Origin of the sequence: Tenacibaculum sp. 1_MG-2023, from assembly GCF_030547425.1 — a bacterium.
Classification (GTDB): Bacteria; Bacteroidota; Bacteroidia; order Flavobacteriales; family Flavobacteriaceae; genus Polaribacter.
This window is the reverse complement of the sequence record NZ_JAUORH010000026.1, coordinates 23,526-38,381: the sequence shown is the minus strand read 5'-3', so window position 1 is coordinate 38,381 and position 14,856 is coordinate 23,526. Positions and strand designations below refer to the sequence as shown.

The 14,856-nt window shown below is 31.0% G+C and carries 13 protein-coding genes and 1 pseudogene; 5 read left to right on the top strand and 9 right to left on the bottom strand.

The features are described 5' to 3' along the window. Nucleotides 1-169 precede the first annotated feature (169 nt). On the top strand, nt 170-538 hold the full coding sequence (locus tag Q4517_RS14160; protein ID WP_303510713.1) for a cupin domain-containing protein: 369 nt from the start codon (nt 170-172) through the stop codon (nt 536-538). Here the strand turns inward: Q4517_RS14160 and Q4517_RS14155 are convergent. Together Q4517_RS14155 and Q4517_RS14150 are read right to left on the bottom strand one after the other, a co-directional pair. Further along, nucleotides 506-1,195, bottom strand: a complete 690-nt coding sequence (locus Q4517_RS14155; protein WP_303510711.1) for a ZIP family metal transporter — start codon at nt 1,193-1,195, stop codon at nt 506-508. The genes Q4517_RS14160 and Q4517_RS14155 overlap by 33 nt on opposite strands. Then, nucleotides 1,192-1,920 carry a bifunctional 2-polyprenyl-6-hydroxyphenol methylase/3-demethylubiquinol 3-O-methyltransferase UbiG gene (locus Q4517_RS14150; RefSeq protein ID WP_303510709.1) on the bottom strand — a complete coding sequence of 243 codons (729 nt, stop codon included), beginning with the start codon at nt 1,918-1,920 and terminating at the stop codon, nt 1,192-1,194. Before Q4517_RS14150 ends, Q4517_RS14155 begins: the two co-directional genes overlap by 4 nt. Nucleotides 1,921-2,033: 113 nt before the next feature. Here Q4517_RS14150 and Q4517_RS14145 point away from each other — a divergent pair, with 113 nt between their 5' ends. Then, entirely contained in the window at nt 2,034-3,215 is a 1,182-nt protein-coding gene (locus tag Q4517_RS14145) for a class I SAM-dependent RNA methyltransferase (RefSeq protein ID WP_303510706.1), read from the top strand. A 142-nt stretch (nt 3,216-3,357) separates the two neighbouring features. Here the strand turns inward: Q4517_RS14145 and Q4517_RS14140 are convergent, their stop codons facing one another. From Q4517_RS14140 to Q4517_RS14125, 4 genes are all read right to left on the bottom strand, one after another. Further along, nucleotides 3,358-4,659 (bottom strand): serine hydrolase, encoded by a 1,302-nt coding sequence (locus Q4517_RS14140; RefSeq protein WP_303510705.1) that lies wholly within the window; start codon nt 4,657-4,659, stop codon nt 3,358-3,360. 10 nt (nt 4,660-4,669) lie between these two features. Next, a complete protein-coding gene (locus tag Q4517_RS14135) occupies nt 4,670-6,097 on the bottom strand; it encodes a serine hydrolase (RefSeq protein ID WP_303510703.1) in 1,428 nt (475 codons plus the stop codon). Nucleotide 6,098: 1 nt separating this feature from the next. Next, nucleotides 6,099-6,533: a MarR family winged helix-turn-helix transcriptional regulator gene (locus tag Q4517_RS14130; RefSeq protein WP_303510700.1), complete on the bottom strand. Its 435-nt coding sequence runs from the start codon at nt 6,531-6,533 to the stop codon at nt 6,099-6,101. A 62-nt stretch (nt 6,534-6,595) separates the two neighbouring features. Next, nucleotides 6,596-6,829, bottom strand: a complete 234-nt coding sequence (locus Q4517_RS14125; protein WP_303510697.1) for a DUF4242 domain-containing protein — start codon at nt 6,827-6,829, stop codon at nt 6,596-6,598. 50 nt (nt 6,830-6,879) lie between these two features. Here Q4517_RS14125 and Q4517_RS14120 point away from each other — a divergent pair. Further along, nucleotides 6,880-7,526 (top strand): annotated as a pseudogene (locus Q4517_RS14120) (transposase); the annotation flags it as partial. 340 nt (nt 7,527-7,866) lie between these two features. Here the strand turns inward: Q4517_RS14120 and murB are convergent. Continuing rightward, nucleotides 7,867-8,877, bottom strand: a complete 1,011-nt coding sequence (murB, locus tag Q4517_RS14115; protein ID WP_303510695.1) for a UDP-N-acetylmuramate dehydrogenase — start codon at nt 8,875-8,877, stop codon at nt 7,867-7,869. Further along, the gene (locus tag Q4517_RS14110; protein WP_303510692.1) at nt 8,878-10,068 is read right to left on the bottom strand and encodes a pyridoxal phosphate-dependent aminotransferase; all 1,191 of its coding nucleotides are present in this window, start codon (nt 10,066-10,068) and stop codon (nt 8,878-8,880) included. A 158-nt stretch (nt 10,069-10,226) separates the two neighbouring features. Between Q4517_RS14110 and Q4517_RS14105 the strand changes: the two genes are divergently transcribed. Continuing rightward, nucleotides 10,227-11,567 carry a retropepsin-like aspartic protease gene (locus Q4517_RS14105; protein WP_303510689.1) on the top strand — a complete coding sequence of 447 codons (1,341 nt, stop codon included), beginning with the start codon at nt 10,227-10,229 and terminating at the stop codon, nt 11,565-11,567. 48 nt (nt 11,568-11,615) lie between these two features. Here Q4517_RS14105 and Q4517_RS14100 read toward each other — a convergent pair whose 3' ends face one another. Beyond that, a complete protein-coding gene (locus Q4517_RS14100; RefSeq protein WP_303510686.1) occupies nt 11,616-12,020 on the bottom strand; it encodes a DUF1573 domain-containing protein in 405 nt (134 codons plus the stop codon). 186 nt (nt 12,021-12,206) lie between these two features. Between Q4517_RS14100 and Q4517_RS14095 the strand changes: the two genes are divergently transcribed. Next, nucleotides 12,207-14,846 (top strand): valine--tRNA ligase, encoded by a 2,640-nt coding sequence (locus Q4517_RS14095; protein WP_303510684.1) that lies wholly within the window; start codon nt 12,207-12,209, stop codon nt 14,844-14,846. Nucleotides 14,847-14,856: the final 10 nt, after the last annotated feature.

Below are 14,856 nucleotides of genomic sequence, written 5' to 3'. Positions count from 1 at the left end.
CAAAAAACCTTTGAAGCTAGCTTCAAAGGTTTAATTAATATTTTATAAAAACTGTCAATCTATTTCAGGACGACTCAATTTTAATATAAGAGTAACTTTTCGTCTATTTTAATTAAGTTCGTAAGACAAATTATATATTTAAATAGTTAAAAGAAATAAGTAAAACAATATGAGTAAAAAATATACCATTCAAAAAAGTCCGTTTGTAGTGCCAACTACCGATGGAAAATTAATTGAAGAACATTTTGGAAACGCTACTGATGGAAATTCAAAAGTAAGCATAGCATACATGGTAGCTCCAGCAGGTTGGAGTGAGCCTTTTCAAATACCAGAGTTTGAAGAATACACCTATATTATCAAAGGAAAAAAGCAATTCAATATTGATGGAGAAATTATAGTGCTAGAAGCAGGACAATCTATCAAAATTGAAAAAAATGTACGTATTCAATATTCAAATCCATTTACCGAACCTTGTGAATATGTAGCGGTGTGTTTACCTGCTTTCTCAGTGGGGTTGGTGCATAGAGAAGATAGTTAATAAGACTCCTAAAATAATAGCTGCAAACTTTTTGTAGTTAAATTTATGGTTTTCGGTACTTTCAAAAAGAATAATGGTTGAAATGTGTAAAAACACACCAACTATTAAGGCTGTAATTTCTGTATAATACTGTTCTATTAAAGGAACTTTGTTAGATACTAAAATACCTAAAGGACTCATTAATGCAAATACAGTTAAAAAGAAAAATACTGCTTTTTTCGAATATTTTGCATGTAATAAAAAGGTAGTTAAAACAATAGCAATCGGAATTTTATGTACGATTATTGCCCATAACAAATTATCATCTGCGTGATGAATTGGCAATCCTTCTGAGAAAGCATGAATACATAAACTAATGAATAGTAACCAAGGAAATTCTGAAGAGTCAGAATGTAAATGGATATGTCCGTGTTCAGCACCTTTAGAAAAAGATTCCAATACTGATTGAATAATGATTCCCACCAAAATTAAGATACCAACTAAATTTGTGTTATCGGTATGGTGATATACTTCTGGCAATAAATGTAAAATGGTTACCGAAAGTAAATATGCACCACTAAAGGCTAATAATAAGCGAACGAAGGTGTTACTAGGTTTTAGTGTAAAAACAAATAAAACACCTACTAAAACAGAAACAATTAGCAATAAGTAACTCATTTTGCAACAATAATTAAACGGTCAGAAGATTGTGAATTAAAATCATTAAGGTTGTAATCGCCAAAAATATGTGTTATCTGTAAGCCAACACTATCAAAATATGGTTGTAGCTTTTCTAACGTTAAAAACTTAACGCGCTCTGTGTATGAGCGTGCTTTCCCATCAGCAGTAAAAGAAATATGTTTTAAGATAAATCCGTCTTTAATTTCTTTTTTTATATTGAATTCAATGCCGTCAATCGTTTTTACTTCTTCCTTTACTAGCGTATTTTTCACTCTTTCAACATTTAAAAAGTCTAATACAAATACTCCGTTTTCTTTTAATCCGTTTTTAATACTTCTTAACACAGCGATGTCTTCATTATCATCTTCAAAATAACCAAAACTAGTAAAGAGATTAAACACAGCATCGTATTTACTTTCAATAGGCTTTCGCATGTCCCAAACCTCAAAATGAAGCGTATCATTTTCAAATTGCTTAGCATGTTCAATACTATTTTCGCTTAAATCACCTCCAACAACATCATAACCTAACGAGTTTAAGTACACTGCATGACGTCCTTTACCACAAGGCAAATCAGCAATACGACTCAATTTAGGTAGTTGTAAAAAAGAAGTAATATTTCGCATAAAAAACTGTGCATCGGCATCGTTTCTATGCTTGTATAAAATATGATAATATGGTGTGTTAAACCATGAAGTAAACCAATCTGTTGTTGTATTCATAACTATAAAGGTCTGCAAAAATACGCAAAACTTACGTTTTTTATATTCAAAGTAGAAAAGATTCACAACAACCCAAAATTAACTGTACTTTTGCAGTGAAATTTTACAGTTACATGGAAAAAGATTTTAAAATGACTGCCGTAACGATGGCAGGTTTAGAAGGAGTTTTAGCTGACGAGTTACGTCAACTAGGAGCAATGGAAGTGAAGGAAGGAATACGAAGTGTTACTTTTAAGGGGGATAATGGATTTATGTACAAAGCAAACATTGCATTGCGTACTGCTATTCGTATTTTAAAACCCATAAAACGTAGTAAAATTTTTGATGAAGAAGATTTATACGAAGCGATTCAGCGTGTAAAATGGGAGCGTTTTTTAGATGTTGATGGAACGTTTGCGATTGGTTCTGTAGTAAATTCTAATAATTTTACAACAAATTCACATTACATCAGTTTAAAATCAAAGGATGCTATTGCCGATTACTTTATGCATAAGTATAAGAAGCGTCCGAATGTAGATTTAAAATATCCAGATGTAAAAGTTCATATTCATATTCATAAAGAATGGTTAACCATTTCGTTAGATTCATCTGGCGATTCGTTGCACAAGCGTGGATATCGTAGTGCAACGAATATTGCGCCTATTAATGAGGTATTAGCAGCAGGATTAGTGTTGCTTTCTGGATATAAAGGTGAGGAGAATTTTATTGATCCGATGTGTGGTTCAGGAACTATTTTAATTGAAGCGGCAATGATTGCAAATCAAATTCCTGCAAACATTAACCGTAAGCATTTTGCTTTTGAAAACTGGAAAGATTATGACGAAGATTTATACTTTGTTATTCAAGATTCATTGCTAAAGAAAATACGAAGTTCACATTTTAAAATTATGGGCTTTGATAAAGCTCCGTCTGCGGTTAGAAAAGCACAACAGAATATTATCAATGCAAATTTAGAAGAATTTATAGGAGTCCATCACGTAAACTTCTTTAACTCTAAGAAAGAAGTGTTTGGTAAAACTACAATTTTATTCAATCCGCCTTATGGTGAGCGTTTAAATATTGATGTAGAAGAGTTTTACACAAAAATAGGAGATACTTTAAAGAATAATTATCCAAATTCAACAGCGTGGTTAATCACATCGGATATTCAAGCTTTAAAGCATGTAGGTTTACGAACGTCAAAAAGAGTTCCGCTTAAAAACGCCGATTTAGATTGTCGTTTTGTTAAGTACGAGTTGTATGAAGGTAGTAAGAAAGCTAAGAAGAATACTTCTTTTACTGATGAAGAAGAATAAAAAACTCCGCTGTAGAGCGGAGTTTTTTGTTGATGCTAATTATTTAATAAAAATAATTCGCGTAACTTCTCAGGGTTTATTTCTAAACTCTTCTGATAATTTTTAGTAGTATAGTATCAAAATTTAGGGAGTATTTAATTACTTATTTAGCTTTCTTTTTAATTTCAGCAACTCCAGCTTTTCTAACTATAATTTTGGTCACTTTACCTTTTTTGTTTTTAATAAATTCAATAGTCTTGTCATTATTAGCAATAAAAAACTTGACATCAGACTCAGGTAATAATTCAGTATCATAGTTAGCGTAGTATAGTTTTTTATTCCTTTTAAGAATTGTAACACTTCCATAATATCCAGCATACTCACTGTATAATATAGGGTTTATTTTTACTAGTTGATGTTTGTACGGAAGCTCAACAGACTTTTTGAAAAGAATTGCAGCTAGTCCGTAAGCGATTAAATAGGAAGGGGATTGATTGTTAGATAATACGGTAATAAAAATGTTATCATTGGTAAATTTATTAAACGAAGTCATGGCTCCATAAAACCCTCCATCGTGGGCTATTAATTTATGGTTTTGATTATAAAAAGGATTTACCATTAAGCCAAAACCAAATTTTTGATCATTATATGAGGTAAGTACCTTTTTTTTAGAGACTTCGTTTAGTATAATTGTACTGTTAAAAAGAGCTTTATTCCAGAGGTATAAATCTTCTACAGTAGAGTAGATACCATCATGCCCAATATTAAAACTCCAGTTTATGTAAGGGTTTTTTATGAGCGTATCATCTTTTTTATAATAGGTTTTAGCAGATTTAAAAACGATTGAATCATTGGTGCTTACACCTGTATTGTACATTTTAGCTTTATCAAATAGATTTACTTTAAGATATGCTGAATATGATTGATTATAAATTTTTTCAATAATACGTGCAAGTAAGTAATACCCAATATTACTGTATGCTGTATTTGAACCAGGTTTAAACAACAAAGGTTTTTGCATAATATAATTTGCTACAGAATCTTTATCTAATGATGTTTTTGTAAGATATAACTCATCATAATCCATTTGGAGTCCAGCATTATGTGTTAACATCATTTTAATTGTTATTTGGTCTCCTTTAGGAAAATCTGGATAATATTTAACAAGTTTATCATCGAGCGACATTTTACCTTTTTCGATCAACTGCATAATGGCAACAGCTGTAAATTGTTTTGATACGGAAGCTAAGCTAAATTTAGTGTCAATTGTATTTGGAATTTTCCACTCATAATCAGCAGTTCCATATGCTTTTTTTAATAAGGTGGAGTCATTTTTAGTAACTAATACTGTTCCTGAAAAATTATTAATACTTGCTTGGGCATCCATGTAACTTTCTAATGTTGTCTCTTGTTGAGCAAAAGCTAATGGTGTAATTAGTATGAGTAGAATAGTGTAGTATTTCATTTAATTACAATTAAATAGATTTTAATTCTTTTAGTTTCTTTACAGCATTTGTATTATCAGGATTAAGCTTGAGGATTTTTTGATAATTTTTGATAGCTTTTTTTATTTGACCATTTTCCATATAAGCTTCTCCTAAAGAATCATATGCATCATAAGACTCAGGAAAGGAGAATGTTTCAAGTATGAATAAATCAATAGCTTTTTTATAAAAACCTCTTTTTATCATTTCATAACCTTTGGCGTTCAAGTCTATTTCAGAAAATTTGAATTTTGAGTTTTTAATTTCTGTTTTAGCTTCTTCAATACCGTTATTCAAACAAGTTTTAATTATCTTTTTAGTAAAAAAGTAGTTGTCTAGCTTTGGAGTTGTGCCTGAGATTATTTTTTCTAAAAAAAAACGAGCATCAAAAAAACCTTGATCTAGATCTTTATTAGTTAAAAGTATTACGATGTAATTTTGTTGTTCAAAAACTCGCCATTCAGCACCAGTACCGAAATGTCCTCCACTGTGACCATAAATTCCTGAACCTTTAGCTCCTGCAAACTGCATTCCGTACCCATACCAATTGTTTTTTGGTTCTTTTTTCATAAGGTCAGTATAGGTTTTGTTTAAAAGCTTATTGTTTTTAAAGGCTACTGTAAAGTTATACAAGTCCCCCACGTTTGTGTATCCACCTCCAGCTGGAGTACCTTTTACACCTCTCATGAAAATTGTTTTTTGTAATTGGTTAGGGTAATTGTTTGAAAGAGTGTAGTTTTTAGAAGCATTTTCAATAGTATGATCAATATCAAAATTACCTGTATTTTGCATACCAGCTTTAGAGAATATATGCTCTTGTACATACTCATTATAAGGTAATTTTGTGATGGCTTCTATAATTCTACCTAGTACAATATAATTAGTATTTCTATATGCAAATTGTTTGTTAGGCTTAAACTCTAAAGGCTCATCTTCATACAGATACGAAAGTTGCTCCGTAGTTCTATATTTATCTTTAGAGGTATTTAAGAACTTTTCGGAATGAAAATAGTTAGGTAATCCACTTCTATGTTTTAGTAATAACTCTATAGTAATAGAGTCTCTAGCTTCTTTATTCTGATAGTTAGGAAGAAACTTACCGATATTATCTTGTAATGATAATTTTCCTTCTTGAATTAATTGAAATATAGCAACAGCAGTAAAAGATTTGCCTATAGAAGCGTACGAAAATTTTGTTCCTATATTGTTTTTTATTTTGTGTCCCAGGTGAGCAAACCCATATGCTTTTTTGAATAAAATACTATCATTCTTAGCAATTAAAACAGTACCACTAAACCCATATAAAGAGTCTAAGTAATTAGCAATTTGATTTATTTTTTGATTTTTAATAAGAGTGGATTTCTTCTTTGCGCAAGAAAAAGTAATTATAAGTACAAGTAAATAGATTAATCTCTTCATTTTAAGAATTACAATTTTTAGTTATTTTTTTTAAAGTTTCATATAATTGCTCTAACTCTTCATCTGAAATAGCATTTAGGGCGGTTTCTCTATTTATTTGTATTATAGGTTTGAGTTTTTTTATAATTATTTTACCTTTTTTAGTTATCTCTAGCTTAGCTTTTCGTTTGTCTTGATTATCTATTGTTTTTATTAAGTAATCTTTCTTTATCATCAATTTCACAATACGTGTCATAGATGCGTAGTCTTTAAAAATTAAATTGGCAATTTCTGTTTGGGTTTTATAATTACTTTCAAGAAGAAGTAAAACTAATGCTTGATCTACAGTAATATCAGGGACTACTTGTAAGATATTTTGCTGACTTAATTTACGATATGCTTTTATAGTTTCTTCAATAGAGTAGAGAACAGTAGTTGTAGGTGTGTTGAAATTCATATTGTTTGATATATCAAGCAAAAATATAAATATATTTGATATATCAATTAAAATAATTTAAATTATTTTAATTGCTCCATGGTAATAGAATCATAAATGGTTGAAGTTTTATTTAAAGGAAATCTACCTTTTTCGGCGTGTTCACGAATCTTTGATTCATTCGGAGTATTATAGATACAGTATCTTTTATCTTCTACATAGCTATGAACCCACTGTATTTTAGGTCCTAGTTTCCCCAAAACATCACAAGAAGTTTGTGAAATTTCTTTTAGTTCCTCAGGTGTAATCTTCCCCAAAAACCGAACTGTTTAAAATTAGCATAATAATCTTAACTTTAGACAGTATTATGAGAAAAAGTAAATTTTCACCGCAACAGATTGCGAAGATTTTAAAAGAATTCGACAAGGGCAAGAGTGTTGACCAGATAAGTCGTGATCACGGCGTAAGTGCTGCTGCATTTTATAAATGGCGTTCAAAATATGCTGGGATGAATTCTAAAGAATTAAAACGACTCAAAGAACTAGAACAAGAAAATTATAGGTTAAAACAAATGTATGCAAGTTTAGCTCTAGATCACCAGATGGCTAAAGAGGTTATAGAAAAAAAGCTCTAAAGCCCTGTCGTAAACGAAGTATTACTAAAGAACTTATTCATTACGGCATCAATAGGGCGTGTCGTGTGTTAAATATGAGTAAAAGCGTGTATTACTATAAGCCACAGCCTAAAGACGATAAGATTATAGAGAAAGCATTACAACAAAAAGCTAAAAACCATTCAGAAGAAGGATTTTGGAAAGCTTTTGATCACTTACGTGAAGAAGGAAAGCCTTGGAATCACAAGCGTGTACATCGTGTTTATGTAGCCTTAGGATTTCCCTTAAGAAGGAAGGCGAAGAAACGCTTACCTGCAAGAATTAAAGAACCTCTAGAAGTTCCAAATGTATTAAACCATACTTGGAGTATGGATTTTGTAACCGACGTCTTAGAAAACAAAATAAAAATGTATTTTTGGAAAACTAAACAGTTCTAATCTGGGGAAGCTTACATTTGACATAGAAAGTGGAGTTTGATTCTGCCAATCAAAGTTATCATATTTTTTTAACCAAGTTCTGATAGTAGCTCCTGGTTGAATAAGATATTTAGATAGAGCTTGGGTACGCGTGAGCAAACCTTGTTCAATCTCTTGAACTACTTGAAGTTTGAAGGACAAGGAATAGTCTTTCTGAGTACGTTTTACATAAGTTGTTTTCATTACACTTGAATTTTTGTGTAACGATATTTCAGGACGGGACATGATATAGAAATAAAAAAGAGAATCTTAGGGTTCTCTTTTTTTATTTAATAATATTAACTTCTATTTCAAGATTTATGTCAAATTTATCTTTAATAGTCTGTTGGATTTTTTGCGCTAATTCGTAAATTTCTTTGCCCGAAGCATTACCATAGTTAACTAAAACTAAAGCTTGTTTTTCATGAACCCCATAATTACCAAAACTCTTTCCTTTAAATCCGCTTTGTTCAATAAGCCAACCAGCTGGTACTTTAATTTCAGTGTCTGAAATTACATAGGAAGGAATATTAGGGTGTTTTTCTTTAAGCTTTTCAAAATGATCTTTAGAAACTACTGGATTTTTAAAGAAGCTTCCGCTATTACCAATTTCTTTTGGGTTGGGTAATTTAGATTGACGAATAGCAATAACAGCATCAGAAATATCTTTAATGGTTGGATTTGTTATTCCTTTTGAAGATAACTCAGACTCAATAGCTCCGTAGGAAGTATTAAGTTTATGGTTGTTTTTAGTGAGTTGAAAACTTACTGATGTTAACACATATTTGCCTTTAGCTTCGTTTTTAAAGATAGAATTACGGTATCCAAATTGGCACTCTTCCGCAGAAAAAGAAACCAATTTACCTGTTCCAATTTCAATAGCTTCCACCTTTGTTATAGTGTCTTTTACTTCAACACCATAAGCCCCAATGTTCTGGATTGGGCAAGTACCTACATTCCCAGGAATAAGTGACAAGTTTTCCAGTCCGCCATAGTTTTGAGAAACGCACCATAAAACGAACTCATGCCAGTTTTCACCAGCATTTACAGTTATGTGGGTATCGTTATGATTTTCTCGATCTATTGAAATTCCTTTAATATCAATATGTACAACTAGGGTTTCAATGTCTTTAGTAAGTAACATATTACTACCACCAGAAATTAAAAAGATGTCTTTTTCTTCTTTTAAAAGTTGTTGTAGTTGGTATACAGAAGTAATAGAAACAAAACGTTTGGCATTTACATTAATACCAAACGTGTTGTATTCTTTTAAAGATATGTTTTCTTGAATATTCAATTAACTATTATATTTTTCTATGGCGATTTTTAATATTTCAACCGAACGTTTTAAATCAGTTTTATTTAAAACATAGGCAATACGAACTTGATTCTTTCCTTCACCTTCGGTAGAGTAGAACCCACTTGCAGGGGCTATCATTACCGTTTCGTTATTATCATTGAATTCTTCTAAAATCCACTGTGCAAAATCGTCAGTATCTTTAACTGGTAATTCAGCCACACAGTAAAAAGCTCCTTTAGGGTTCGCTACTTTTACACCATCAATTTTTTGTAATTCAGTAATTAATGTGTTTCTACGATCTTCATACTCTTCAATAACTTCATCAAAATAACTTTGAGGAGTATCTAAAGCAGCTTCACTAGCAATTAGAGCATATGTTGGTGGGCTTAGACGTGCTTGTGCAAATTTAAGAGCAGTATTAATGAATTCTTCGTTTCTTGAAACTATACAGCCAATTCTTGCACCACACATACTGTAACGCTTCGATACAGAATCAATCATAATAGCATTTTGCTCTAAGCCTTCCAAAGCCATTATTGAGTTGTGTTTTTCTCCACCGTACGTAAACTCACGATATACTTCATCAGCAATTAAAAATAAATCGTGTTTTAATACAATTTGTTTTAGCTTTTCAATTTCTTCTTTGCTGTATAAATATCCAGTTGGATTCCCTGGGTTACAAATTAAAATAGCTTTAGTTTTTGGAGTAATTAACTTCTCAAAATCTTCAATAGCAGGTAAAGCAAAGTTATTTTCAATTTTAGAAATAACAGGAACCACTTTTACTCCTGAAGCTGTAGAGAAACCATTATAGTTAGCATAAAAAGGTTCAGGTATAATTATTTCATCTCCTGGGTCGGTAATACTACCAATACTAAATAATAAAGCTTCAGATCCTCCAGTAGTAGCAATGATATTATTAGCCGTTACATGAATATCATTTTTAGCATAGTAATTAGCTAGTTTAGTTCTGTACTCTTCTGAACCTTCTGATCTAGCATATGATAACACTTCGATAGTATTATTTTTTACTGCATCTAAAGCAATTTGTGGTGTTTTAATATCAGGTTGACCAATATTTAAATGATAAACCTTTGTCCCATTTTTTTTAGCAGCCTCAGCAAAAGGAACCAATTTACGAATTGGTGATTGAGGCATTGCGTTTCCTTTACTAGAAATTGATGGCATTTTTAAATTAAATTAGTTGTTTGAAAGGCAAATTTGCGAAATATATTTGAGAGTATTAGAATGTTTACGGTGAAAAAATCGGTTAAAAAAATCATAAAAAACAGAATTTCTAAAATGAAGATTGTATCTTTAAGTATATAACCATAAAATAAGTTCTTTTGAATAGATTATTACTCTACTTTTTTACACTTCATTTAAGTGTGTCTGCATTTACTCAACAAGGTTTTCAGTTTTTGGGAAATGGAACAAAAAAACAATCGATAAGATTTCAATTAATCAACAATTTAGTAGTTATTCCATTGGAAATTAACGGGCATCAGTTATCATTTATATTAGATACAGGTGTAAATAGAACAATCTTATTTAACCTAACCTCTAAAGATAGTATTGGTTTAAACAATGTAAAAAAGGTATTTATAAGAGGGTTAGGTAGTGGAGAACCAGTAGAAGCCTTATTTTCTAGAGGGAATAATTTTAGAATTAAAAATATTACTAGTTCTAATCAAGGGTTATATGTTATTTTAAAAGATGCTTTTGATATTTCTGCAAAAATGGGGACAACCATTCACGGTATTATAGGGTATGACTTATTAAAAGATGTTATAGTAAAAATTAATTATGTAAATAAACGAATTGATTTTTATAATCCTAAAACATATGGTCTGAATGTATGTAATAAATGTGAAAGTTTTCCTTTACAATTTTATAGAAATAAACCTTATATAGATGTTAATGTGCAGGTTGATACATTGGGAACAAGAATGTTACCAGTAAAACTATTAATTGATACAGGAGGTAGTGATGCAGTTTGGTTGTTTGAGGGAACAAAAAAAGAGCTTAAAACGCCTAAGAAGTTTTTTAAAGATATAATAGGGGAAGGTTTTAGCGGTACTATTTATGGAAACCGAAGTAGAATTCAGAAAATTTCTATCGGAAAGTTTAAAATAGGTGAACCAACAGTGTCTTTTTTAGACTCTTCATCAACTTTTAATGCAAGACAATTTAAAGAAAGAAATGGGAGTATTGGTGGAGGTATTTTAAAACGATTTAAGGTTTGGATTGATTATCCGAATAAAAGAGTTGTTCTTAAAAAGAATGCTTCATTAAATAAAGGGTTTTATTACAATATGAGCGGGTTGCATATTGTGTATGATGGACAAGAGTTAATAAAAGAGAAAGGAACAACTAAATTTACAGATAGTTATAGTACAAATAATCAGACTGCTAAAAATAATGTAATTTCTTTAGTAAGTACTTTTTTTTATCGATTTAAGCCTAAGTATAAAATAGATAAAGTAGTGGAAAACTCACCTGCTTTTAAAGCAGGTCTTCAAGTTGAAGATGTAATAAAAAGAATTAATGGGAAAGCTGCACATGAATATCATTTGAATGAAATTATAGATATGTTTCATACAAAACCTAATAAAAAAATAAGGATGGAGGTTGAAAGAAATGGTGTTAAACTTAAATTTATGTTTAGGTTAGAACAAAGAATATAAAAAAAAGCTCAACTTAAGTTGAGCTTTTTTTTATATTAAGATAAATCCTTAACTATCACTTACTGTACTTTTCTCTTTTGCAGGAGTAGCATCCTTTACAATAAATCCTTTAATTTTAACTCTTTTTCTTTTGTTTTTAGCATTTGAAATAACAGTTAAAGTTTTAGAGAAACCACCTAATCTTTTTGTATCGTAAGAAACTTCAATTTGTCCTTTTTTACCAGGCATAATAGGTTGTTCAGGTTTTGTAGGTACTGTACACCCACAAGGTGATACGATATCCTTAATAATAATAGGTGCGTCACCTACGTTTGTAAATTCAAATACGCGTTTTCCTTCAGACCCATGAGCTATTTTTCCATAGTCAATAGTTTCAGATTCAAATTTAAATTCTTGAGCGCTTACTGTTAAGGTGATAAAGCAAACAGCGATAAATGATAAAATTGTTTTCATAATGGTAAAATTAATTTTTAAGGGTGTTAACCGCTACAAATTTAGTATTATTTCTTTAAGTTCTAAAAAAACAACCTCTAATTTTCTGTACCTCATAGATAGTTGTATTTTTGCTAATCGAATTTCAAAAACAATGCCAAAGGTTAAAAAATGTTAAATTATTAACCATAAAGATACACATAACATATGAATATTCCATCAAAATATAATTCTAAAGAAGTAGAAGGAAAATGGTACGATTACTGGATGAAGCATAATTACTTTCATTCAGAAGTAGATGAACGCGAACCCTATACAATTGTTATACCGCCACCAAACGTTACAGGAGTATTACATATGGGGCATATGTTAAATAATACTATTCAAGATGTGTTAATTCGTCGTGCCCGATTGCAAGGAAAGAATGCATGTTGGGTTCCTGGTACCGACCACGCTTCAATCGCTACTGAAGCAAAAGTAGTAGCGAAGTTAAAAGAACAGGGTATTGATAAAAATGATTTAACACGTGAAGAGTTTTTAGCACATGCTTGGGAATGGAAAAACGAATACGGTGGTATTATCTTAGATCAATTAAAAAAGTTAGGAGCTTCTTGTGATTGGGAACGTACCGCATTTACTATGGATCCTGCATTATCAGAATCGGTAATTAAGGTGTTTGTCGATTTATATAATAAAGGATTAATTTATCGAGGGTACCGAATGGTAAATTGGGATCCTGAAGCAAAAACTACACTTTCTGATGAAGAAGTAATCTACGAAGAACGTCAAGGAAATTTATATTATTTACAGTACAATATAGTAGGCTCTGATGAAAAAGTAACTATTGCAACTACACGCCCAGAAACTATTTTAGGAGACACAGCTATTTGTATTAATCCAAACGATGAGCGTTTCACACATTTAAAAGGTAAAAAAGTAATTGTTCCTTTATGTAATAGAGAAATTCCAATTATTGAAGACGAATATGTAGATGTTGAATTTGGTACGGGGTGTTTAAAAGTAACTCCTGCACATGATGAAAATGATAAAGCTTTAGGAGATAAACATAAATTAGAAGTAATTGATATTTTTAATGAAGATGCTAGTTTAAACTCATTCGGATTACATTATGAAGGAAAAGATCGTTTTGTAGTTCGTAAAGAAATTACCAAAGAATTAGAAGAAAAAGGGTTTTTGGTGAAAACTGAAGTTCATACCAATAAAGTAGGAACTTCTGAAAGAACTAAAGCGGTAATTGAACCAAGATTATCAGATCAATGGTTCTTAAAAATGGAAGACTTAGTAAAACCAGCTATCGATGCTGTTTTAGGAGAAGATAGAGAGGTAAAGTTATTTCCAAAAAAGTTTGAAAACACCTATCGTCATTGGATGGAAAACATTCGTGATTGGAATATTTCTCGTCAATTATGGTGGGGACAACAAATTCCTGCTTTCTATTTTGGAGACGGAAAAGAAGACTTTGTGGTAGCTGAAAATATTGAAGATGCAGTAAAACTAGCTCAAGAAAAAACAGGGAATACATCATTAAGTGCTTCTGATTTAAAACAAGATCTAGATGCGTTAGACACATGGTTCTCTTCTTGGTTATGGCCGATGTCGGTTTTCGACGGAATTCGTAATCCTGAGAATGAAGAAATCAAGTATTATTATCCAACAAACGATTTAGTAACGGGACCAGATATTTTATTCTTCTGGGTAGCACGTATGATAATTGCTGGATACGAATACAAAGATCAACGTCCATTTGAAAATGTATACTTAACAGGATTGGTGCGAGACAAGCAACGTAGAAAAATGAGTAAATCCTTAGGGAACTCACCAAATGCCTTAAAATTAATAGAAGATTTTGGTGCTGATGGAGTTCGTGTAGGGTTATTATTAAGTGCAGCGGCTGGAAACGATTTATTATTTGATGAAGATTTATGCCAACAAGGAAAAGGATTTGCTAATAAAATTTGGAATACTTTCCGCTTAATTAAAGGTTGGGAGATTGATGAGAGTTTAGCCCAACCAGAAACTGCTAAAATAGGACTAGCTTGGTACGAAGCGAGGTTTAGTAAAGTATTACTAGAAATAGAAGATCACTTTAGTAAGTATCGTTTATCGGATGCATTAATGGCTATTTACAAGTTAATTACTGATGATTTTTCTTCATGGTTATTAGAAATCGTTAAACCAGGATACCAGCAACCAATTGATGCAAAAACATATAAGGCTGTAATAGAAGTATTAGAGAATAATTTAAAAGTATTGCATCCATTTATGCCTTTCTTAACAGAGGAAATTTGGCAGCATATTACTGAAAGAACTCCAGATGATGCTTTAATTATTGCTAAATATCCAACAGTTGGAGAAACAAATGAAGAATTAATTACAAATTTTGAGTTTGCTACAGGTGTGGTTTCAGGGATTAGAACGATTAGAAAAAATAAAAATATTTCATTTAAAGATGCGATAGAATTATCTGTTGTAAATAATGAAAACTTTACAAAAGAGTTTGATGTAGTAATTCAAAAGCTAACCAATGCTTCAGAAATAAATTATGTTACCGATAAGGTAGAGGGCGCAGCATCTTTTCGTGTAAAATCAAATGAATATTTTGTTCCAATTTCATTAGATACAATTGATGTAGAAGCAGAAATAACTAAGCTAAATGCAGAGTTAAAAAGAGCTGAAGGCTTTTTAATAGGAATTCAAAAGAAGTTGTCTAATGAGCGATTTGTAAGTAATGCACCAGAGCAAGTAATAGTTTTAGAACGCAAAAAAGAATCAGATACATTAGCTAAAATTGAAACGATAAAAGCTAGTTTAGCTTCTCTACAGTAAGTTAATTGTT